The 22,683-nt window shown below is 36.2% G+C and carries 19 protein-coding genes; 13 read left to right on the forward strand and 6 right to left on the reverse strand.

Features of this window, described 5'->3' with window-relative positions:
• Positions 1 to 1,401, forward strand: a complete 1,401-nt coding sequence (locus tag R2Q59_RS05465; RefSeq protein WP_316766637.1) for an FAD-binding oxidoreductase — start codon at positions 1 to 3, stop codon at positions 1,399 to 1,401.
• A gap of 481 nt (positions 1,402 to 1,882) precedes the next feature.
• Here R2Q59_RS05465 and R2Q59_RS05470 read toward each other — a convergent pair whose 3' ends face one another.
• Both R2Q59_RS05470 and R2Q59_RS05475 read right to left on the reverse strand, forming a co-directional pair.
• Positions 1,883 to 4,276 (reverse strand): glycoside hydrolase family 127 protein, encoded by a 2,394-nt coding sequence (locus tag R2Q59_RS05470; protein ID WP_316784253.1) that lies wholly within the window; start codon positions 4,274 to 4,276, stop codon positions 1,883 to 1,885.
• Positions 4,277 to 4,280: 4 nt separating this feature from the next.
• Positions 4,281 to 6,632 (reverse strand): beta-L-arabinofuranosidase domain-containing protein, encoded by a 2,352-nt coding sequence (locus R2Q59_RS05475; RefSeq protein ID WP_316784254.1) that lies wholly within the window; start codon positions 6,630 to 6,632, stop codon positions 4,281 to 4,283.
• Between the two features lie 388 nt (positions 6,633 to 7,020).
• Between R2Q59_RS05475 and R2Q59_RS05480 the strand changes: the two genes are divergently transcribed.
• The 7 genes from R2Q59_RS05480 (at position 7,021) to R2Q59_RS05510 (ending at position 14,891) form a co-directional block, all read left to right on the forward strand.
• Positions 7,021 to 7,899 (forward strand): AraC family transcriptional regulator, encoded by an 879-nt coding sequence (locus R2Q59_RS05480; RefSeq protein ID WP_316766642.1) that lies wholly within the window; start codon positions 7,021 to 7,023, stop codon positions 7,897 to 7,899.
• 288 nt (positions 7,900 to 8,187) lie between these two features.
• Entirely contained in the window at positions 8,188 to 9,105 is a 918-nt protein-coding gene (locus tag R2Q59_RS05485) for a dihydrodipicolinate synthase family protein (protein ID WP_316766644.1), read from the forward strand.
• Position 9,106: 1 nt separating this feature from the next.
• A complete protein-coding gene (locus R2Q59_RS05490) occupies positions 9,107 to 10,603 on the forward strand; it encodes an aldehyde dehydrogenase (NADP(+)) (RefSeq protein ID WP_316784256.1) in 1,497 nt (498 codons plus the stop codon).
• The gene (locus R2Q59_RS05495; RefSeq protein ID WP_316766649.1) at positions 10,587 to 11,585 is read left to right on the forward strand and encodes a 4-hydroxyproline epimerase; all 999 of its coding nucleotides are present in this window, start codon (positions 10,587 to 10,589) and stop codon (positions 11,583 to 11,585) included. Before R2Q59_RS05490 ends, R2Q59_RS05495 begins: the two co-directional genes overlap by 17 nt.
• A gap of 149 nt (positions 11,586 to 11,734) precedes the next feature.
• Positions 11,735 to 13,027, forward strand: coding sequence for an FAD-dependent oxidoreductase (locus R2Q59_RS05500; RefSeq protein WP_316784258.1), 1,293 nt, complete (start codon positions 11,735 to 11,737; stop codon positions 13,025 to 13,027).
• A gap of 245 nt (positions 13,028 to 13,272) precedes the next feature.
• Entirely contained in the window at positions 13,273 to 13,608 is a 336-nt protein-coding gene (locus tag R2Q59_RS05505) for a hypothetical protein (RefSeq protein WP_316784260.1), read from the forward strand.
• Between the two features lie 38 nt (positions 13,609 to 13,646).
• Positions 13,647 to 14,891 (forward strand): hypothetical protein, encoded by a 1,245-nt coding sequence (locus R2Q59_RS05510; protein ID WP_316784262.1) that lies wholly within the window; start codon positions 13,647 to 13,649, stop codon positions 14,889 to 14,891.
• A gap of 164 nt (positions 14,892 to 15,055) precedes the next feature.
• On the opposite strand, the gene bla is transcribed toward R2Q59_RS05510, so the two are convergent.
• Together bla and R2Q59_RS05520 are read right to left on the reverse strand one after the other, a co-directional pair.
• Positions 15,056 to 15,952, reverse strand: a complete 897-nt coding sequence (gene bla, locus R2Q59_RS05515) for a subclass B3 metallo-beta-lactamase (RefSeq protein WP_410478917.1) — start codon at positions 15,950 to 15,952, stop codon at positions 15,056 to 15,058.
• A gap of 410 nt (positions 15,953 to 16,362) precedes the next feature.
• Entirely contained in the window at positions 16,363 to 16,854 is a 492-nt protein-coding gene (locus tag R2Q59_RS05520) for a thioesterase family protein (protein WP_316784266.1), read from the reverse strand.
• 74 nt (positions 16,855 to 16,928) lie between these two features.
• Between R2Q59_RS05520 and R2Q59_RS05525 the strand changes: the two genes are divergently transcribed.
• The 4 genes from R2Q59_RS05525 (at position 16,929) to R2Q59_RS05540 (ending at position 20,916) form a co-directional block, all read left to right on the forward strand.
• Positions 16,929 to 17,360, forward strand: a complete 432-nt coding sequence (locus R2Q59_RS05525) for an Hsp20/alpha crystallin family protein (RefSeq protein WP_316784268.1) — start codon at positions 16,929 to 16,931, stop codon at positions 17,358 to 17,360.
• Between the two features lie 198 nt (positions 17,361 to 17,558).
• Positions 17,559 to 18,872 carry a nicotinamide mononucleotide adenylyltransferase gene (locus tag R2Q59_RS05530; RefSeq protein ID WP_316784271.1) on the forward strand — a complete coding sequence of 438 codons (1,314 nt, stop codon included), beginning with the start codon at positions 17,559 to 17,561 and terminating at the stop codon, positions 18,870 to 18,872.
• The gene (gene rlmF, locus R2Q59_RS05535; RefSeq protein WP_316784273.1) at positions 18,872 to 19,816 is read left to right on the forward strand and encodes a 23S rRNA (adenine(1618)-N(6))-methyltransferase RlmF; all 945 of its coding nucleotides are present in this window, start codon (positions 18,872 to 18,874) and stop codon (positions 19,814 to 19,816) included. Before R2Q59_RS05530 ends, rlmF begins: the two co-directional genes overlap by 1 nt.
• 137 nt (positions 19,817 to 19,953) lie before the next feature.
• Positions 19,954 to 20,916, forward strand: coding sequence for a glycoside hydrolase family 43 protein (locus tag R2Q59_RS05540; RefSeq protein WP_316784275.1), 963 nt, complete (start codon positions 19,954 to 19,956; stop codon positions 20,914 to 20,916).
• Positions 20,917 to 20,972: 56 nt separating this feature from the next.
• On the opposite strand, the gene R2Q59_RS05545 is transcribed toward R2Q59_RS05540, so the two are convergent.
• Positions 20,973 to 21,425 (reverse strand): GNAT family N-acetyltransferase, encoded by a 453-nt coding sequence (locus R2Q59_RS05545; RefSeq protein ID WP_316784277.1) that lies wholly within the window; start codon positions 21,423 to 21,425, stop codon positions 20,973 to 20,975.
• Positions 21,426 to 21,484: 59 nt separating this feature from the next.
• Positions 21,485 to 21,976, reverse strand: coding sequence for a YajQ family cyclic di-GMP-binding protein (locus tag R2Q59_RS05550; protein WP_316784279.1), 492 nt, complete (start codon positions 21,974 to 21,976; stop codon positions 21,485 to 21,487).
• Between the two features lie 76 nt (positions 21,977 to 22,052).
• On the opposite strand from R2Q59_RS05550, the gene R2Q59_RS05555 reads away from it, so the two are divergent.
• Complete coding sequence (locus tag R2Q59_RS05555) at positions 22,053 to 22,643, forward strand: hypothetical protein (protein ID WP_316784280.1); 591 nt, start codon at positions 22,053 to 22,055, stop codon at positions 22,641 to 22,643.
• Positions 22,644 to 22,683 lie beyond the last annotated feature (40 nt).

Raw genomic sequence — 22,683 nt, forward strand, 5'->3', positions numbered from 1 at the left:
ATGGAATACACTAAAATAACCAGCGCTATTTTAGCAGAAATTGAAAATGCAATTGGTGCGTCAAACGTTTTTGTAGACGATGAATCCCTTGCAAATTATGCTCATGATGAAACGGAAGATTTAAAATACTATCCTGAAGTTGTAGTTAAGCCAACTGATACGGATGGCGTTTCTGCTTTACTTAAAATTTGTAACGGTTACAAAATTCCGGTAACACCAAGAGGTGGCGGTACAGGTTTAAGTGGTGCAGCATTGCCAATTTTTGGTGGGGTTTTGTTGTCGATGGAGAAGTTCAAGTCTATCATTGACATTGATACAGAAAACCTGCAAGCAACTGTAGAGCCTGGTGTAATTACCGAAGAATTCATGAATGCGGTTGCAGAAAAAGGGTTGCTTTATCCCGTTGACCCTAGTAGTAAAGGTTCGTGTTTCATTGGTGGTAATGTGGCTCATGGTTCTGGTGGACCAAGAGTGGTGAAGTATGGGACTATTCGTGAATACATCCTTAACCTAGAAGTTGTTTTAGCCAATGGCGATGTGATTTGGACAGGTGCGAATACCTTAAAATATGCCTCAGGCTATAATTTAACACAGTTGATGATTGGTTCTGAAGGAACTTTGGCGGTGGTTACAAAAATTGTAACTAAGCTTATTCCTAGAACAAGTTTAACAGTGTTGATGTTGGGTTCCTTTTCTACAAACGAACAAGCTTGTGGCGCCGTTTCTGCAATTTTTAGAGCTGGCGTTACGCCATCAGCTTTAGAGTTTATGGAACGAAAAGGAGTAGAGTGGGTAATTAAATTTGACGATATAAAATTCGATTTAAAGGATGATGTAAATGCCTTTTTGATGATTGAATTTGATGGAGATGATTTAGATGTTATTTTTAAGGATTGCGAAAAAGTAAATATGGTGCTCGAAGAATTTGGATGTACCGAAGTACTTTTCGCTGATACTGCACAGCAGAAGGAAGAATTGTGGAGGATGCGTAGAACGATGGCTGAATCGGTAAAATCTAACTCTGTTTATAAGGAAGAAGACACTGTTGTGCCACGAGCTGCTTTGCCTAAATTAGTGAATGGCATAAAAGAAATTGGTGCTAAATACGGTTTCGAGAGTGTTTGTTATGGTCACGCAGGTGATGGTAATTTGCACATCAACATCATTAAAGCCGGAATGAGCGATGAAGATTGGAAACATAAATTAAAAGATGGAATTGTAGAGGTATTTGAGCTAACAACTGCTTTAGGTGGTACAATTTCTGGTGAACACGGAATTGGTTTGGTTCAAAAGGATTACATGCCAATTAAATACAGCGAAATCCATTTGAACTTAATGCGAAACATTAAAAAGGTTTTCGACCCGAATGGAATTTTAAATCCAGGGAAGATAACACCTTAAGTGAGTTAAAAATAGCGTAAACACCCCAGTCTTCGACCACCCCTCTACAAGAGGGGAATTGCAAACTACATTCCCCTCCTTTGGAGGGGTGCCTGAAAGGCGAGGTGGTTCTTAGCAAACTATGCAACTTTCAATAGTAGCACTTTCCTAACTTAAATAAACCAGATAGTAGCGAAAATCCTTTTTGAATAGATTTAGTCATCCGATGAATTTAGAATACTGCAGATATTCATCGGATGATTATTTAGAAAGCACAAAAAGATTGAAGCGAATAGCTGGACTAACGTTAATTTATTTGGTGTTTTTGCTTTTCAGAAAAAGCATTTAATATATTCATAGGATGTTGTCCTTCTAACAATAGCTTGCCTCGATTTATAAGAAGTGAATCTCTAGGGAGAATAATATAGATCCTTCGCGATGATAAGGGTGATAATCGCTTTTATGCTCTAGGCTTTTAACTCCCAACTCCAAGCTTCCCAACTCACTTAACCACCCATTCGTGAATCCCTGCGGAGTTATCTGCTGGTAATTGCACTTCTAGTTTTAAAGCGGTTGTTTTAACTGGTTCGAAAGTGATGGTATTGTATTTGTCTTTGGCGATTGCGTCTGTTTTAATAGATTTAACTTCTACCCAGGCGCCATCTTTTTGGTAATATACTTTGTATGCAGCTGGAATTCTGCAACCGCCATAAGGTGCATCATCAAACCAGTAAACAGATGATGAAGAGACTGTTTTTTCGCTATCAAAAGTATAGGCAACAAACTCGGTGCTGTTCTTTTTAGGCCACCAATGTAAATACGGGAAATTGGCATCTATAGAGTTTGTTGGTTCATATTGGTCGTTTAAAGCCTTGTACATTCTAGGTACATTTAGAGAAGAACTTACGGTACTTAATGCTGCAATTGTCGGTGCCGGTTTAGCCCTGATGGCATTGGCTTCATAAGGAATCCAAACGGTCATTTCAGTCGAACCACGATTTGCCCAGGCGTAATAAGGAATTGCTTTTACTGGCTGTGTAGTTTCTAAAAGTACATCGGTGTTTAATTGTTTTTTATAACTCGACCCTGTTAAATTAATGGTGTACACTCCGTTTAACAATTCAGGCTGATAGGTTGTGGTAGATGCCGTTTCTTTTTTAATAGAGATGTTTTGTACTGAACCTTCTGCATTATCTGGGCCTTCTAGGCAGTAAACTAATGGTCCTCGTTGTAAAGCTAAGCGGCCTCTATCGTCTTTCACATTTGTATTGGCCAGTACTTTTTGCGTTTCCATTGGTAATTCGAAAGAGATTTTATCGCCTTTGGCCCATTTGCGTTTTAAAACAGCATAACCTTTATCTATGGTATAAGCTACTTTTTTGCCATTAACAAAAATGTTGATTACGCTTTGGGTATGGCTTGCAAACTGATATAAATCACCAGGAACGGGTTGCTGTTTTGCCCATCCTGGGATACGGATTTCTACAGAGAAGTCGCTCGATTTTTCCGGATCTATGCCGATGTCTATTTTCCCTTTCCAAGGATATTCCGTCTGTTGAGTGATTTTTACCTTGCCAGCTACAGGAATGGTTAAAGTACTGATGTTGCTCATGAACAAATTCACATATAACTTATTTCCGTTTTGCGCATACACATAACCCGGAACAGAAGGCAAAAACCTAGTCATATTGGTAATGCAACAAGCACAGCTAAACCAAGCACTTCTTTGGTGTTGCCCCATTGAGGCTAATGGATTTGGATAAAAGAACTTATTGCCACTTAGCGAAACTCCAGATAGCAAACCGTTATAAAGTGTGCGTTCTAAAACATCTATGTATTTCGAATCGCCGTGTAATAAAAACATCCTGTTGTTCCAGTACACATTGGCAATGGCAGCACAAGTTTCGGCATAGGCCGACATGTTTGGCAATTGATAGGCGTCGCCAAAAGCTTCGCCATTATTAGTAGCGCCAATACCGCCAGTGATATATAATTTCCTTAAACTCACATCATCCCAAATGTCATCAATGGCGTGGAGGTAAGCTTGATCTCCAGTTAAGGCGGCAATATCTGCCATTCCTGTGTACATATAGGTTGCTCGTACGGCGTGACCAACAGCTGTTTTTTGTTTCAAAACTTTCTCGTTCGCTTGGTTATAAGCATCGCCTTTTGGTCCGCGAACATCTAAAAAGAATTTCGCTAAGTCTAGGTATTTTTTGTTGCCAGTTACGCGGTATAATTTGGCAAGGCCGATTTCTACAATCTGATGCCCTGGGTAAATTTCTAGCTTACCCCAGCCAAAAGTGTTCACCAATAAATCTGCATTTTTAATGGCGATGTTTAAGAAGTTCTTTTTTCCAGTCGATTGGAAGTGGGCAACAGCGGCTTCGAATAAATGGCCAGAATTGTATAACTCGTGACTCAAATCTTGGTCTTTTACCCAGCGTTTATCGCCAATCCATTCGTGTGGTTTTTTGGCGCCAACAGTTCTAAAAGTATATAAGTAGCCATCTTTTTCTTGGGCAGCGCCAATGATTTTAATCAAGCTATCTAAGTATAAATCTAACTCTGGGTTTTTTTGTACTTGCATGGCATAAGATGCACCTTCAATTACTTTGTACAAATCAGTATCGTCAAAAGTGTATTCCGTCATTTTATCGCCTGCCAATAGTTTAGCCGCTCTTAAAAAATTATCAATCCTGCCATTCTCTTTACATTTCTGCAAAATATAGGGAATGGTTACTTTGGCGTTTACTTCCATTTTGGGCGCCCAAAACTCATCATTTACATGAACATGAGTAAATGGAACAGGTTGTATAGGATAATCCTTTTGTTGTGCGTTTGTAGAGATGGCGATTAAACCAAAGGCGAATAATAATAATATTTTAGATTTCATGCGTTTAGTTTTTTATAGTTCTAGCTTCGTAAAACGGCCCTGCACTATTTCTTGGTTTAGGTTGTAATTTAATGGTAACCATCTTTTTGCCTTTGGTTAATTCTGCTGGTATAGCATAGCTGATGTTATAGAACTTGCTCTCCTTAAATTTATTTAAATCTTCTGATGCGATTTGAGTTCCATCTACTAAGATATCAAATCTTCTATCTCTATTATCCATTCCCCAATACATCAACATTAATGAATTAGTTAGGTTTTCATCAACTTTCATTTCGAAGCTTAAATGACCATCTACACCTGCAATTCTCCATTTCTTCAAATGTTCTTCACCTGTTTGCATTTTCTCTCCAATTAATTTATGGTCTCTTTCAGGTTGCATTTCACCCGGTCTAAACATATCCATGGTTTGTGCTAGTAGGTTTTGCTCTGCAAGTTTGGCGGCTTCGTAAATCTTTTGCTGCACAGTCCAGCTTTCTGGTGTAAAAACATCCCAATAAACAGAATAGTAACTGTTATCAACCTGATTAAAAGGAACTAGTTGCACTTCATTAGGTTTAGCTAAATTGTTGGTCACAAAGTGAAGTTTACTTTTATCCGTTGTTTTAATCCAGTCGTTCGCATTATTTGTGCTGCTTACAAAAACCGGAACACCTTTTAAAGGATCTGGTTCTTTTTCTCCTAAAACGCCAGCTAATAACGTTGGTCCGTAAAATACTGCCCTGCGATTTGGATTGTCTGGAATAGCCTCAGTATATAGGTTTGAAGGAATGATCAGTTCAATTTTATCGTTTTTTTTCCAAGTGCCACTAATAATTACATAACCATTTGCGCTTTTAACGATGTCTTTTTCGACCTTGCCATTAATTTTAACTAAGAAATTTTTGCTCCAATGCGGATATCTGAAACGGAAGGTGAATTTGGTAGGTTTGGCTGTATTAACCGTAAACGTAACCAAGTCTGAGGCGGGTAATTGTGTTTCTTGTTTAATGGTTACGCCTTTTTCTTTCCAGTTTAAAATTGAAGGGATATATAGGTTGACAAATAAATCGCCATTGCTACCTCTAAAATAAATGCTTTCGTTGTATTTAACATGGTTTTCCATACCCGAGCCAACACAACAAGTAAAGGTGTTAAACTCGTCGCTGAATTCTTTTTTGCCACCCATTCTTAAAGGCACGAAATAACAAGTCATCCCATTGTTATGGTTTTGTGAAGCTAAAATGTGGTTGTATAAAGCCTTCTCGTAATAATCCATGTAACTCGCCTCTGGATTTAAAGCAAATAAATGCCTTGTTAATTTCAACATGTTATAGGTATTGCAAGTCTCGGTGGTATTATCAGTAAGGTAGTCGTTAAGTTTACCTGGTGCATTCAAATATTCGTAATTGCTATTACCTCCATTTGCATAAGTGTGGTCTTTGGTAATTGCGTTATAAAAGAAAGTGGCAATCTTTAAATCTTTAGGGTTATTGGTAAGTTCATATCGCCTTGCGCTGGCAATGATTTTAGGGATTTGTGTGTTTGAGTGCTTGCCAGCTAATTGGTCTTTGCCATTTGCCAATGTATCTAACACTCTTTTGTCGTAGAATTTATAGGAAAGGTCAAGGTATTTTTTGTCTCCTGTAAAAGCGTAAGTATTGGCCATTACTTCGCTCATTCCGCCATACTCGCAAATTAACATCTTCTGAATTTGTGCGTCATCTAACCCTTTAATCGTGTTTTCTGCCCAATTGGCAATGCCTTGATTAATTTGCAATGCTTTGGTATTGTTGGCATAAAGAAATGCATCTTGCAATCCGGCCATGATCTTATGAACGGTGTACCAAGGAGCCCAAGCGCCATTGAGGTCGAAACCACCTGTTTTGATATTGCCTTTAGCTACTTCTTCCCAAACTTTGTCTTCATTAGGGATAGCGCCAACATAACCAGTTTTACGAGCTTTTTGACATTCGTATAATTCGTTAACGATGTAATTTATCTTTTTCAAAAATGCTTCATCTTTTGTAGAGGCATAATGCATAGAAAGAGCAGAAAGGTAATGACCTAAAGTATGTCCGGCTAAACCATCAGATTCCCAACCCCCATAAATCTTTCCTTTTTCTTGTAATCCAGCGTGTCGACGGAAAGAAGAAAGTAACCTATCAGCATCAATTTTCAAGAGGTAAGCTGCATCAGCTTTCATTGCGGTTAAAAAGGGACTTTCCAATAATTTTACATCTTGTAAGTTAAAAGGATAAGCCTTGATGGGTACTTGAGGTTTTATAATTGCCTTGGTGTCATTATATTCGGTAAGGTAATTTTGTGAATAAGCATTGGCCGAAAATAGTAAACCGAAAACAAGCAATAATCGTTTCATAAAAGAGGAGATTTAACTAAATAAAACTAATGGATTTGGAAGGGATGTGCAATAAGGTTTTTGGCTTAAACTTTACGGATTTTAACATCTGTTTTTTTTACCGAAAAGATGCTAAGAGCACAAAGTTTTCTACCATCTAAGAAATCTTGAGGCATCTTAGTGTCGATGGGTTTTTGATCCACCTATGAAACCAAGCATGCCTTAGATTTTCTTAGCTGTCTTAGATGGTTAACCTTTTTGCACATAGGTTTTCATTTTTTCTTAGGTTTTCTAAGGTGTCTTTTTGGGTGGTGAACCTTTTTTATAACAGCTTCAAATTGATTAGTAATTAACAAATTTTAACCTTAATAGTAGTTATTTAAAAAAATAGAGGTAATATTGATGCGTTATGAAGGTTTTGCAATTTACCATTCCGGTTGCCCATGATAGTGCAGTGATTGTGCAGGAAGATATCATGCCTCATTTTTATACACATTTGCACAGGCATAACGAAGCGCAATTGATTTGGATAAAAGAGGGAGAGGGAACTTTGGTAGTTGATAATCATTTATACGCTTTCAAAGCAAATGATGTGTATCTGTTAGGCGCTAATCAACCTCACTTATTTAAAAGTAATCCAGAGTATTTTGTAGAAAATAGCGGTTTGCAAATACAAGCCTTAATGATATTTTTTGACCCAAATGGTAAGTTAACGCCCTTGTTGGATTTACCCGAAATGCAGTTGTTAAAATCGTTTTTGCATCAGCATCAAGCTGGATTTAAGGTGCCATCGAAACATAATGAATTGGTCATTTCACAAATGTTATCCGTTCAACAAGCAAAAAATCAAGAATTAATGATTAGTTTTTTGCAATTGTTAAATTCATTGTATTTAACGTCTAATAAAGCAGAACCATTAGCGGCTGTTCGTTCATCTCAGTTTTCTGAGAATGAAGGAATAAGGATAGCACATATATTTAACTATATCATGCAACATTATGAGAGGCTCATTACCCTTGAAGAAGTGGCAGAACAGGCCCACATGACACCACAAGCTTTTTGTAGGTATTTTAAGAAACATACCCGACAGACTTTTGTGTCTTTTTTAAATGAAATGCGCATCAATGAAGCTTGTAAAAAGTTAACAAGTGGGCGATATGAAAACATCGCGACCGCTGCTTATACTTGCGGATTTAATAGTGTTACTAACTTTAATCGTGTCTTTAAAGCAGTAAAAGGGGAATCTCCGAAAGCTTATCTGGAGCATTATTTTAGTAATTTTGGGTAAGGGGTGGTTAATGGTCAATGGTTGATAGACCATGGCCTGAGTATATAACATTAAGTTTTCCAGCTATTGAATAATTTATTTAGGTAAAGCTATCAAGTTATTAACTATCGACCATCAGCTTCTTCCTCCTTAATGCAAATTTAGTTCAGTAAAGCGCCATTTCTATTAACCATGAACCATTAGCTATCAACCTCTTCTTTCCAAAGGTTAAAATCCGTTTACTTTTCATTAAATCCTGCGAAAGATATTGGATGTTGAGCCATTACTTTTGATTAAAATTATTTTGATATGAAACACGTAGCTTGGCAAGGAATCTATCCGGCACTTTTAACACCTTTTACCGCAAACGATGAGATAGATTATCCACTATTTCAAAAGAACTTAGATGCGCAAATAGCAGCTGGCGTTGATGGAATTATCATTGGTGGTTCCTTGGGCGAGGCGAGTACCTTGACGTCGCAGGAAAAAGCAGAGTTTTTAAGCTACTGTGTAAAATCAGTAAATGGAAAAATTCCTGTTATCATCAATGTAGCAGAGCAAAGTACAAAAGTTGCCATTGCAATGGCTCAAGAGGCTGAACAATTAGGTGCAGATGGCTTGATGTTGTTGCCACCATTGAAATATAAAGCAGATGATGAGGAAGTAGTAACTTATTTTCAAGCAGTTGCTAGTGCTACCAAATTACCAATCTTAATTTACAACAATCCGGTAGATTATGGTATTAAGGTAAGCATCCCGATGTTTGAGCAATTATTGCCTTATGCAAATATTCAGGCAGTAAAAGAAAGCACAAGGGATTTGGCCAATGTTACAAATATGATTAACAAATTTGGCGATAGATTTAAAATCCTTGGTGGAGTAGATACCATTTCACTAGAGTGTTTAATGATGGGCGCTAATGGTTTAGTAGCTGGTTTGGTTGATGCATTCCCTGCAGAAACAGTAGCTATTTACAGATTAGTGAAAGCAAAAAGATATGATGATGCAGTAGCAATTTATAGATGGTTTATGCCATTGTTAGAGTTAGATATTCATCCTAAATTAGTGCAATATATTAAATTGGCTGCTACGGCTGTAGGATTAAGTTCTGAATATGTAAGAGCACCAAGATTGGTTATTAAAGGCGCAGAAAGAGAAAGAGTTTTAAAAATTATAAATGATGCTTTAGCTACTCGTCCGCAATTGCCAGATTATTTAAATTTGTAACATGTATAAAGACACCAGCACGGCAGAAATAGATATCGCATTAGAAAAAGCTGTAAAAGCTTATCATCAGTATAAAACCTATACCCTTAAACAGCGTGCCGATTTTATGCGGGCAATCGCTTTGGAAATAGCTGAACTTGGCGACGAGTTAATAGATACGGCCATGGCAGAAACTAATTTGCCACAAGCACGTTTGCAAGGAGAAAGAGCTAGAACAATTTTTCAATTGAATAGCTATGCAGATGCTGCTGAATTAGGGAATTGGTTAGAAGCAAGCATTGATACTGCATTGTTAGAACGTACTCCACCAAAACCAGATGTACGTAAAATATTAATTCCGCTTGGGCCTGTTGTGGTTTTTGGCGCAAGTAATTTTCCATTTGCTTATTCAACAGCAGGTGGCGATACGGCTTGTGCCTTGGCTGCAGGCTGTCCGGTTATTGTAAAGGCACATCCGGCACATCCAAAAACATCTACTTTAATGGCAGATGCGATTTTAAAAGCAGCCAAAAAAACCAATATGCCAGATGGTATTTTTACACATATTTATGGTGCTGGTTTCGAAAGCGGTGTATATTTAGTGAAACACGAGTCTGTTAAAGCAGTCGGCTTTACAGGTTCTTTTAGTGGTGGAAAAGCATTATTCGATTTGGCTAATCAGCGAAAAACCCCTATCCCTGTTTTTGCAGAGATGGGAAGTGTTAATCCTGTTTTTTTATTGCCAGAAAAGCTAGCTACAGAGACTGAAACCTTGGCTAAACAAATGGCGGGTTCCATTACTTTAGGAATGGGTCAGTTTTGTACCAATCCAGGTTTAATGGTGGCTATTGATGATAAGAACTTAGATAAATTTATCGTCCATTTAAAAAGAGAAATAGAAGGCATAACACCGGCTAGGATGTTACATAAAGGAATTGCGACTAATTTCAACGAAAAATTAGAAAAAGCATTGTCGCAAAGGGGAGTTCAATTAATTGGGCAAACCGACGATTCGCAAGCAGTGGACAAAGTGCTCATCAGCGTTGCCACAACTTCTGGAAAAACATTTTTAGCTAATCCAGTTTTACATCAAGAGGTTTTTGGACCGTATTCACTCATCATTCAATGTGCTGATGAAAAAGAAATGTTGGCTGTAGCAAAGGCGATGGAAGGCCAGTTAACGGCTACCTTAATGGCCACTTCCAAAGACATTAAAAATCATCAACAACTGTTGGATGAAGTACAAGAAATTTGTGGTCGTTTTATTTTAAATAATGTTCCCACAGGTGTGGAAGTAGTTTTAGCGATGCATCACGGAGGTCCGTACCCTGCAAGTACTGATGCTAGATTTACCTCGGTAGGGGCAGATGGAATTAAACGTTTCGCCAGACCAATGTCTTACCAAAATTGGGATGATGAGTTTTTACCAAACGAGTTAAAAAATGGAAATCCGTTAGGTATTTGGCGGACTGTAAATAACGAATTAACTAAATCACCGCTGGATGAAAAAAACATTTAGTTGTATAGATGCACATACTTGCGGTAATCCGGTAAGGGTGGTTGCAGGTGGCGGACCAATTCTAATTGGAAATTCAATGATGGAACGTCGTTTGCATTTCTTGAAGGAATATGATTGGATACGTAAAGGGTTGATGTTTGAACCTCGTGGCCATGACATGATGAGTGGCAGTATTTTATATCCGCCAATAGACCCTAAAAATGATATTGGTGTTTTATACATCGAAACCAGTGGCTGTTTGCCCATGTGCGGTCACGGTACAATTGGAACTGTTACCATTGCTATTGAAGAAGGTTTGGTGATCCCTAAAGTACCAGGAAAGCTGCGTTTAGAGACACCAGCAGGATTGGTTTTAGTAGAATATGTACAGATTGATGGTAAAGTTAAATCGGTAAAACTGATTAACATTAAATCGTTTTTAGCAGCCGAAGGTTTGGAAGTTGATTGTCCGGATTTAGGTAAGATAACTGTGGATGTAGCTTATGGTGGTAATTTTTATGCCATTGTTGATCCGCAAGAAAATTTTAAAGGATTAGAGAATTATACTGCCGACCAACTAATCAGCTGGAGTAGGACTTGTCGTAAATTGATGAATGAGCGATATACTTTTGTTCATCCAGAAGATTCAAATATCAATGGTTTAAGTCACTTTTTATGGGCTGGGGCAACTATTTCTCCAGAAGCAACGGCTAGAAATGCTGTTTTTTATGGCGATAAAGCAATTGACCGTTCACCTTGTGGGACGGGAACATCTGCCCGTATGGCGCAATGGTTTGCAAAAGGAAAGTTAAAAAAAGGCGATAAATTTATTCACGAGAGTATTATCGGTTCTCAATTTATTGGCACCATTGAAGAGGAAACAACCATTAATGGCAAACCAGCAATTGTTCCAGGCATAGAAGGCTGGGCAAAAGTAACAGGTTACAATACCATTTTTATAGATGATGATGACCCTTATGCACATGGGTTTCAGGTTATTTAGACGATGGTCAATGGTTGATGGTCTATAGCCAAATCTCAAAAGCTAAACTCAAATAATAAGACTCTTTAAAAGATATTTGTCATCCTGAGCGTAGTCGAAGAATCTCTTAACAAAATCTATTTCCTATTCCCCATTCCCTATTCCCAATTATGACAATTCCATCTTCCATTTTACCTCTTCCATCTTCCATCAATAAAGGCAACGTTACCATCATTGGTGCTGGTATTATTGGGCTTTGCTCGGCTTATTATTTGCTAAAAGAAGGCTTTAAGGTTACTTTGTTAGAGCAAGGCGATTTAATTAATAATTGTTCGTCTGGCAACGCAGGAATGATTGTGCCTAGCCACTTTGTGCCATTAGCTGCACCGGGAATGATTAGTAAGGGCATCAAATGGATGTTTGATAGCAAAAGTCCTTTTTATGTAAAGCCATCTTTAAATCCAGCTTTAATTTCTTGGGGATTGAAGTTCTGGAAATACTCTAACCAAAATCATGTAGATATATCGGCCGAACCTTTAAGAGATTTACATTTGCTGAGCAAACAACTGTATGATGATTTAGCAAAAGAACCAACGTTAGATTTTGGTCTAGAGAAAAAAGGGATTTTGATGTTGTATAAAAGTCAGGCCGCTGGCGATGAGGAAATCCATTTAGCTAAAAAAGCGCAAAGTTTAGGCTTAGATGTAGAACCGCTAACACCAGCACAAACACAAGATTTAGAGCCAGATACAGCATTAGATATTTTAGGTTCAGTTCATTACAGGTGTGATGCACATTTGTCGCCAAGCGATTTAGTACAACAATTAGTTGCTTATTTAAGGAAAAACGAAGTAGAAATTGTTACTAATTGCAAGGTGACAGGCTTTGAAACAAATGCAGGGAAAATCACGGCCATTAAAACCACCAACCAAACATATACGCCAGATTTAGTAGTCATGACTGGTGGGGCTTGGTTGCCAGAATTGGCTAAAAAGGCAGATTTAAATATTCCAATTATGCCAGGAAAGGGTTATTCCTTCATGGTAGATCCAAATGGACAGCAAATTCATCATCCATCTTTATTGTTAGAAGCAAGAGTTGCGGTAACACCTATGAATGGTCAAATTCGTTTTGGTGGCACTATGGAGATTGCGCCAATGAATGATAAGGTAAATATGAATAGGGTAGAAGGAATTGTCAATTCAATACCTAATTATTATCCAGATTATCAAGTTCCAATTCCTCAGATTGATAAAATTTGGTATGGCTTTAGGCCATGTTCACCTGATGGCTTACCTTATATTGGTTTCACGCAGAAACTGAAAAATTTGATTATCGCTGGCGGTCACGGGATGATGGGGGTTAGTTTAGCGCCAGCAACAGGTAAACTGGTGGCAGAATTAGCGGTTGGAAGCAAATTGTCTGTAGGAGTTGAGGTATATAAGCCTGATAGGTTTGGTTAGCCGCTATATTTTTTCATTATTTTGATTAAATCTGTTTTTCTGCCAAAGGATTAACGATTTAAATATTCTTTTTTTACTGCTAGTATTAGTTTCGTCATGAACAATTTTATGATGTTGATTGAATAATTATTAACAATATTGAATTATTTTAATAAAGTACTTTGAAATTCAAAGTGTTTTACATTATCTTTGTGGAGTTAATTAGAAAACGTACCAAATCACAAAATATTTAAAACACAATTGTCATGACAAATCAAAACAACTTAACAAAGTTTGCCTTTACGCCACAATTAGTTACAAGAATGTTAATAGGAGGGGTTATAGGTTTCGCAGTAGTTTCATTATTATTTTATGCTACAAAAAATCCTAACCCAGCTTGGGGGAAATTTTGGATGATTAGACCTTTTATCATTTTACCATTAGCTGGTGCAACAGGTGGTGCAGTAAATTATTATATAGATTCATTCACTAATCATGGAACTTGGAAAAAGATATTTGGTATCTTATTAAGCTTCATCATATTTATTATTGGTTTATGGATGGGCACTGTATTAGGTTTTGCTGGCACAATTTGGAACTAAGCTTTAGAATTTAGCTATCTTAATTCAATTTTAAAATCATGGAAAACGAAATACGCAATCACCATAGCAATCCGACAGAACTTGAAGCTTTGTACAGGAACAATAAGGTTCGTTTTAAAAGGTCTTTTGATGTAGTATATCCTGAACTTAAAGGAAATCCTATTGCCGATTGTTGGAATGAAAGATTGCATTATGAAAGTCCTGAATTAAATTGGGGCTCTCGTAGCGAGTTGTTATTTGTAATGATAGCCTCGTTAATAGCTGGACTTATTGCCAAAATACCTTCTTTTTTTAATATAAACGAAGACTATTTCTATCCACGCAATATCGGTTTTATTGTTTTTCCAATGTTAACTGTTTTCTTTGCATGGAAAAACAAGCTGTCTTTCCCTAAAATTGCCTTCATTGCTGGTGCAACATTGTTAGGGCTAATTTATATCAATTGCCTTCCCAATGTTAAACAAAGTGATACTTTGATTTTATCATGCATTCACTTAGGTTTATTCTTATGGTCAATATTGGGAATTGCTTTTGTTGGTCAGCAATCTATTGATAAACAACAACGCCTTGGCTTTTTAAAATATAACGGTGATTTAGTTGTAATGACTACCCTTATTTTAATTGCTGGTGGTATCATGTCTGCACTAACTGTAGGTCTTTTTGGTCTCATCGGTCTTAAAATTGAAGATATCTATTTCCAATACGTTGGTGTTTTCGGAATTTCTGCAGCACCTATGGTAGGTACTTATTTGGTTCAAACAAATCCGCAATTGGTTGGTAAAGTTTCGCCAGTAATCGCTAAGATTTTTAGTCCGTTAGTATTGGTGATGTTGGTAGTGTACCTAATTGCCATTGTTTACTCAGGTAAAAACCCATATAACGACAGAGAGTTTTTATTAATCTTTAATGCCTTGTTAATTGGTGTATTGGCAATTATCTTCTTTTCTATTGTAGAAACAGCTAAAGCAACAAAAAATGCAATGGCTATCTGGATACTCTTTTTATTGGCTACAGTAACCATTATTGTAAATGTAGTTGCACTTTCTGCAATTGTATTCCGTATTGTTGAAATGGGCATTACACCGAATAGGGCAGCTGTTTTAGGAAGTAATGTTTTGATATTGATTAACCTATTATTGGTTACTACTAAGCTGTTTAAAGTACTCACTAAGAAAGTAGAAATTGATGATGTAGGTAAAACAATAGCTTCTTACTTACCAGTCTACTTTATATGGACTATCATTGTAACCTTTATATTCCCATTGATATTTGGGTTTAAATAAAGAGAGTCAGAAAAGTCAGGAAGTCCGTAAGTCGGAAAGATAAAGAGCATTAAAAAACCAGCTAAGATTTATTAGCTGGTTTTTTAATATAAGCAACTTTGGTTTCTTTAGTCGTATTCTCCATACCCTTAGATTCTCTAAGATGTCTTAGATGGTAAAAAATGCTATTTGCTAGTTTCTTTAACCTTTTTATCAAAAGCCAATTGCAAATCCGTTAATGCTTTATCGTATCCTTTTTTATCTACAAAAGCAGTTGGGTTATAGCTATCAGTTGGTTGGTGTTTTTGGTGTAAGTTAAACTGACTAGCGTGAGAAGCTAACCAAATGTCAAATGATAAAGCTTTCATTTCTTTTAAGGTGTAAGCATAATCTTTCTCTATGTTTTTATAAGTATCAACTTCATTAAATTTCTTATCGGTAACAATGCTTGGCATATTGGCAATCAATACTTTATAGGTTTTGGCTTTATCTTTTACTTCTAGCATAAAACTACAAGAGCCTTTAGTATGCCCAGGATGGTCTAGCATGACCAACTTGGTGCTTCCTAAGCCAATTACAGCTTTGTCACGCAATAACCCATCTGGATTTAAAGGAACATAAGTTTTTACACCATTTCCTAATGCATAATCAGAGCTTCCACCATCTTTCATTACTTGTGCGTCTTTTGCATTAACCAATACTTTAGCGCCAGTAGCTTTTTTCAATGCCGCCATAGCACCCATATGGTCATAATGGGCTTGTGTAGTTAATAAAATCTTGGTGTCAGTTAGCTTGAATCCTAGCGTTTTAATATTGTTGCTAATGATTTGTTTGGAATTTGCTAGGCCAGTGTTAATTAAGATATTTCCTTTCTCGGTAACTACTAAATAACAGGCCAAATCATAAGTTCCAACGTAATATAAGTTGCCTGCAATGCGAAATGGAGGATAAGGTTTTGACCATTCAGCAGGTGTGTCTTTTGGCTCTACAATTGTTTGGGCAGTGGATTTGAAGCAGAAAGTTGAAATTGCAAAACAAATAATAAGTGCAGAAATGGGATGTTTTAACGGACTTGAAATCATTTTCAAATATAAATATTCAAAGTAACTAAAAAGATTACCATTGGTAATTGATAGCATTAGTTTAAATTATTTAGAGAACAGTGATTATGTTAAAATCTAAGATTATCCTTTCCATTTGTGTTTTTAATATATAATTCATTGCATTAAGGAAGGATACATTTGAGGTTTGCAACCCTTAATAGTTGCACAGCACTAATGAACATAAACCAGATAGTAGCGTAAATCCTTTTTGTCATGCTGAGCTTGTCGAAGCACAAAAAGATTGTAGCAAATAGCTGGGCTTACGTTAATATTTATAGTGTTTTTGCTTTTCAAATAAAATGTCATTCCGAGGAATGAGGAATCTACAATCTAAGTATGCTTAAATAGATTCTTCGCTGCGCTCTGAATGACAAGCATTACAAATATTTTTAAGTGGTCTCCAATTGCTCAAACGCAATCATCTTATTTCTTTCTTTATCTGGTATGGCCGATGGGGTTTTAGAACCGTAATCAAAAGCTACGCAAACTGTTTTGCCTTTACTGCAGGTTACTTCCTTTCCATTTACATCCTTTACAATCAAATATTCTAAATCAAAACTGGTGTTGCCGATTCTGGATGTACGAACATACATGCTCACTTTATCTTCTAAGAAAATAGGGGCAATGTAATCTATTGATGCTTGACCAATTACAACACCTGTTGTTTTCCAATCCCAATTGATGGCGTGTTTCCAATATTTTGTTCTTCCGATTTCCATATAGGTAAAGTATACGGCATTGTTTACGTGGCCCATCATGTCTAGATCTGCAAAACGCATTTCGATATTGGTTTTATACTTGAAAGTGTCTATGTGACCCACTAATACTGACTTTTTGTCTGTTGATTTTTCTTTTTTGCGCCAAAATGACTTAAAAAACATAAATATTTGCTTTGGAATAAGGTTTGAATATGAACAATTATAATTTAAAAAATAAAATAACGGAGGATATAAAAATGACTTTAGTAAAATTTAATAACAAAACGAGAAACACAGCACCTTATTTTAACAATGTTTTCGATTCTTTGTTTAGTGATGCATTAAATAAAAATCACGGTGTAAATAAAGTGCCTAATGTAAACATTTATGAAGGTGCTAACGCGTATAAAATTGAATTAGCTGCTCCTGGATTAAACAAAGAAGACTTTAAAATCGACTTGAAAAAAGATAATCTTTCTGTTTGGGCAGAGAAAAAAGTAGAAGCTGATAGCCAAAAAGATTATACACGTAAAGAATTTGAATATAACTCATTTGCAAGGTCATTTGTATTGCCTGAAGGAGTTGATGCTGATAAAATTAGCGCAGAATACACCAATGGTATTTTATATATCACTATTGGCAAGTTAGACGAAGCTAAACAAGCACATAAAGAAATTGTAGTTTCATAATACAATAAGTTTGATTTTGAGTTTAAGGTTGAGAAGGGCGGTATTGAGAGATATCGCCCTTTGTCTTTATAGTTCATTGGTTCACTTGTTCATTGGGCAGGGCGTAAATTGAACTAATGAACCAATGATACCAATGAGCTAATGACACTAATGAACCAATGATACTAATGAACTAATGATTTTTACTATTTTTGCACCATGGAAAGAGAAATCCTTGATACGAAGCGGAAGGCACTAAAAATAAATTTGAACGAGAAAATCTATGGCACATTTGCAGAAATAGGTGCAGGCCAGGAAGTAGCTCGTAATTTTTTTACAGCTGGTGCGGCTGCTGGTACCGTTGCTAAAACCATGTCTGCTTATGACATGACTTTTAGTGATGCCATTTATGGGGCAGAAGCTTCTGGTAGATATGTAAGTCAGAATAGGCTTTTACGTATGTTAGACCACGAATTTAGTTTACTGAATGAACGTTTATTAGGAGAAAAATACGAAAACCGCACTTTTTTCGCTTTTGCAAATACAGTTACCACGCTAAATTTTAAAAGAACTAATGAACCTCATGGCTGGGTAGGAATTTGCTTTCAAACAGAACCTGGTGGCTTACCAAACGAAGTTTTTTTTCATGTTCGCCTATTTGATACTGATGTAAACATGCAACAACGTGTTTTAGGTATCATTGGTGTTAATTTAGTTTATGCCGCTTTTTATCACCACAATGAACCAAAAGTGATGGTTGAATCTTTAGTGGATAACTTAACTATCGGTTCTGTAGAAATAGATTTAATTTCTGTAAAAGGCCCTGTGTTTTCTGAAGTAAACAACACTTTACTAAATCTTTATTTGATCATGAAAGACTTTTCTGCAGCAGCAATTTTTGATGCAGATGCTCACCCTCGTCAGGCTAAAGATTTATTGTACAAAAAAGATATCATGATTTTGCGTACCAAATACGGACAGAAATCATTACCTAACTTTAATTTATTTAACAAAGCTACTGAACAATTTAAACGTACAAACAAAGTTGAAGAAGGCAATTTGGCCGTTATGATTGAGGTTTTGTTAACTAATGTTTTAACAAACGAACAAGAAACGCCGGATGATATAGATTTAGAAGCTGTTGCTAAAAGAGCTGAAGAAATGTGTGCAACTGGCAACTTGGTTATCGTTTCTAACTTTACCCGTCACAATAGGTTAGCAAAATATTTAGGTCGTTGTAAGCCTAAAAGTGTTGGTATCTCAACCAACATCAACAACTTAAAGTTTGTGTTTAACTCTAAAAACTTCGGCGAAAATTATTCTAGTCAGTTATTGGCTTATGTGAGTGATATGTTTACGCAAAATGTAAAACTTTTCGCTTATCCATTTATAGATAAAAAGACCAATACGGTTATTTCTACAAGTAATATGCCTGTAACGCCAGATGCAAAACCATTATTTGAGTTTTTATTGACTAATGGTTACATTACAGACATTAATGATTACAGTGAAGACGACGTTAAAACTGTTTAATGGAAAAGCCTGGAGCTGAAAAAAGCACATTACATTCAAGAAACAAGCATCGTTCGCGATACGATTTTAAGGCATTAACTGTTTCTTGTACTGAACTCAAAAGCCTTGTTTCCGTAAATAAATATGGTGATGAATCAATAGATTTTGCTAATCCAGTTGCGGTTAAAATATTAAATAAAGCTTTACTTAAACATTTCTATCAAATAGATTTTTGGGATATCCCAGAAGGATATTTATGTCCACCCATTCCAGGTAGGGCCGATTATATGCACTACGCTGCAGATTTATTGGCTTCTTGCCATAATCAAGTCATCCCGAAAGGAAAAAAGATTAAGGTATTGGATGTAGGCGTAGGTGCAAATTGTGTTTACCCAATTATCGGACATCAAGAATATGGATGGAGTTTTGTAGGTTCTGATATCGATGATGTTGCTATCCGCTCTGCGAAAAACATAGTGGATATTAATCCATCACTAAAAAATGCAATTGAATTAAGGTTGCAATCTTCAAAGAACATTTTTAAAAATATCATTCATAAAGAAGAGCAATTTGATTTAACAATTTGCAATCCTCCTTTCCACGCATCGGCGGAAGAAGCGCTGGCAGGTTCGCAAAGGAAAAGTAGAAATTTAGGTCATAAAAACCATTCGAGGCCTGTACTTAATTTTGGTGGTCAAGATGCTGAATTATGGACAGAAGGTGGAGAAGTAGGTTTTATTTCGAAAATGATTGAAGAAAGTAAATCATTTAAAAATCAATGTTTTTGGTTTACTACTTTGGTTTCTAAAAGCGAGAATTTAGGTGGGATTTACGCGATGTTAAATAGGGCAGAAGCTGTAGAGATAAGGGAAAGCGAAATGAGCACTGGGAATAAAATCACACGGATTGTAGCCTGGACTTATTTAAATGAAAAGCAGCAAGAAGATTGGGTTAAGGGTTGGTAATGGACTTGTTATTTCAGGTAGATTTGTCATTCCGAGGAACGAGAAATCTATTTAAGAGAATCGAGAATAGTAGATTCTTCGCTGCGCTCTGAATGACAAAAATTATAAAATAATAAATCAATTATATATCTTGCATTATGAAACTAAAACGATTTACTATTTTATTGTTCTTGCTTCCAATTTTTGCGCAAGGGCAAACATCAGGTAATCCTATCTTTCCAGGTTGGTATGCAGATCCTGAAGGTCAGATTTTCGGTAAAACTTATTGGATTTACCCGACTTATTCGGCAAAATATAAAGAGCAGGTTTTTATGGATGCATTCTCCTCCAAAGATTTGATTACGTGGAAAAAACATGAAAGGATTATTGATACAGCATCAATTAAATGGGCAAATAAAGCAATGTGGGCGCCATCTATCACTCAAAAAGATGGAAAGTACTACCTGTTTTTTGGTGCTAATGATATACAAAGTGATAAAGAAGTGGGTGGTATTGGTGTAGCTGTTGCTGATAAACCTGAAGGACCATACAAAGACTATTTAGGTAAACCATTAGTAGATAAATTTCATAATAAGGCACAGCCGATAGACCAATTTGTTTTTAAGGATAAAGACGGACAATATTATTTAATATATGGTGGCTGGTCGCATTGTAACATTGCCAAATTAAATAAAGATTTTACAGGTTTTATTCCTTATCCAGATGGCTCTACTTTTAAAGAAATTACACCAGAAGGATACACCGAAGGTTCTTTTATGTTCATGAAAGATGGTAAATATTATTTTATGTGGAGTGAGGGAGGTTGGACTGGGCCAAACTACTTTGTTGCTTATGCTATTGGCGACTCTCCAATGGGTCCATTTAAACGTATTGGTAGGATACTAACACAAGACCCTAGCATTGCAAGAGGAGCTGGACATCACTCTGTGGTGCACAACGTTAAAAAGGATTTATGGTATATTATTTATCACCGCAGGCCAATAGGTGAAACAGATGGCAATCACCGTGTTACTTGTATAGATTTAATGACATTTGATAAAGATGGATTGATTAATCCTGTTAAGATTACAAACGAAGGGGTGAAGAAAAGCAAGTTATAGATGTAAGAGGTAATATGGAAAATGTAAGATGGTAGATGGACCAAACATTTTCCATCTTACATTTTACCTTTTCCATTAATGTAAATATCCTGTATTCTTATTTCCATTAATTTTTCTGGAGTGCTGACAGGTTTAAATCCAAATTGAGCATATAAGCCATGAGCATCTAATGTTGCCAAACAGTAAGTCCTTAAGCCTTGCAAATCTGGATGAAACATCATTAACGACATTAGTTTTTTAGATAAGCCTAATCCACGAAAAGCTTCTTCTATATAAACATCGCATAGGTATGCAAATGTAGCTTTATCTGTAACCCAACGAGCAAAACCAGCTTGTTTTCCATCTTTATAGATTCCGAAACATAAAGAATTTTCAATCGATCTCTTAACAAGTTCAAATGGGATTTCTTTTGCCCAATAAGATTGTGTGCTCAAGTAATTATGCACAGCTTTTACATCAACTAAATTGCTGTCATCAGAAAAAATGAAATCGTTTTCGGTAATTTCCATTGTAAATATCGTTAATAGTCCATAGACTATAGTCCATTGACCATCAGCACATAGTTTAACTAGTTCCTCATGTTAATAAACTGCAAAGGCTGGCCAAAGTCTTCGCCTCTGCAAAGTGAGATCACTTTCTGTAAATCATCTATGTTTTTGCTCTGTACGCGAACTTGGTCGTCCATCATAGAAGCTTGCACTTTTAACTTAGAATCTTTGATTTTAGCAACAATTTTTTTTGCAGCTTCTTTGTCAATTCCTTCCTTAATTTTTAATTCTTTTCTAATCATATTACCAGAAGCAGCATGTTCTTTTCCGAAATCCAAACTTTTTGGGTCTAAGTTTTGTTTTACCATTCGAGAGATGATTGAATCGGTGATTGCCTTTAGACGCATGTCATCTTCAGTAACAATGGTAATGGTGTTCGATTTTTTATCCAGCTCTACAGTACTGTTAGAGCCATTGAAATCATAACGGTTTAAAATCTCTTTTTTTGCATTGTTGATGGCATTATCTAAAGTTTGCGCATCTACCTTGCTTACAATATCGAAAGTGGGCATAATTGTGGCTTAAGTTGATAAAAAATAATAGATTTAATTAAATATAAATCACCATACAAAAAACGCTAAAAAATATATGAAAACCAATAAATCTAAATCTCCGAAAAAACCAACCAAAAAAGCGGTTAAAAAACAAATAGAACATACTTTAACAGAAAGATTTTTAGAAGCAGTTAAAGGGTTAGGACATAACGCCGAATTAATTGCAGAAGATGTAGCAAAACTAAGTAAGGTAGCAGCGAAAAAACTAGCAAAGACATTTCAAGATGTTAAATCGGCTGTAGCACATAAAATTGAAGATGTTTCGGCTGCAAAAAAAGCTGCACCTAAGAAAATTAAGTTAGCTAAAAAGGATGCATCTAAACTGATGAAGAAGGTTGATAAATCTGTAACTAAAGTAGTTAAAAAAGCTGTTGCTAAGGCTAAACCTATAGCCTCAAGTGTAAAAGTAGCAACTATAGCATCTGAAGAAAAAGCAGAAGCAGCTTTGAAAAAACCAGTAAGAAAAGTAGCAACTAAAACTAAAGCCATGGCAAATAAAGCAACAACAGCAGCAAGTAGCGCAAAAAAGGCAGTTGTAAAAGCAGTTGCAAATAATCCTGTCAAAAAAGTTCCGGCAAAAGCAATTCCGACTAAGAAAAATACAGGAAGCACTACTAAAAAGTAAATTTATGGTGTTGAATTAGCTAATAATTAACACTAACTTA

This window comes from Pedobacter frigiditerrae, from assembly GCF_032678705.1.
GTDB lineage: Bacteria > Bacteroidota > Bacteroidia > Sphingobacteriales > Sphingobacteriaceae > Pedobacter > Pedobacter frigiditerrae_A.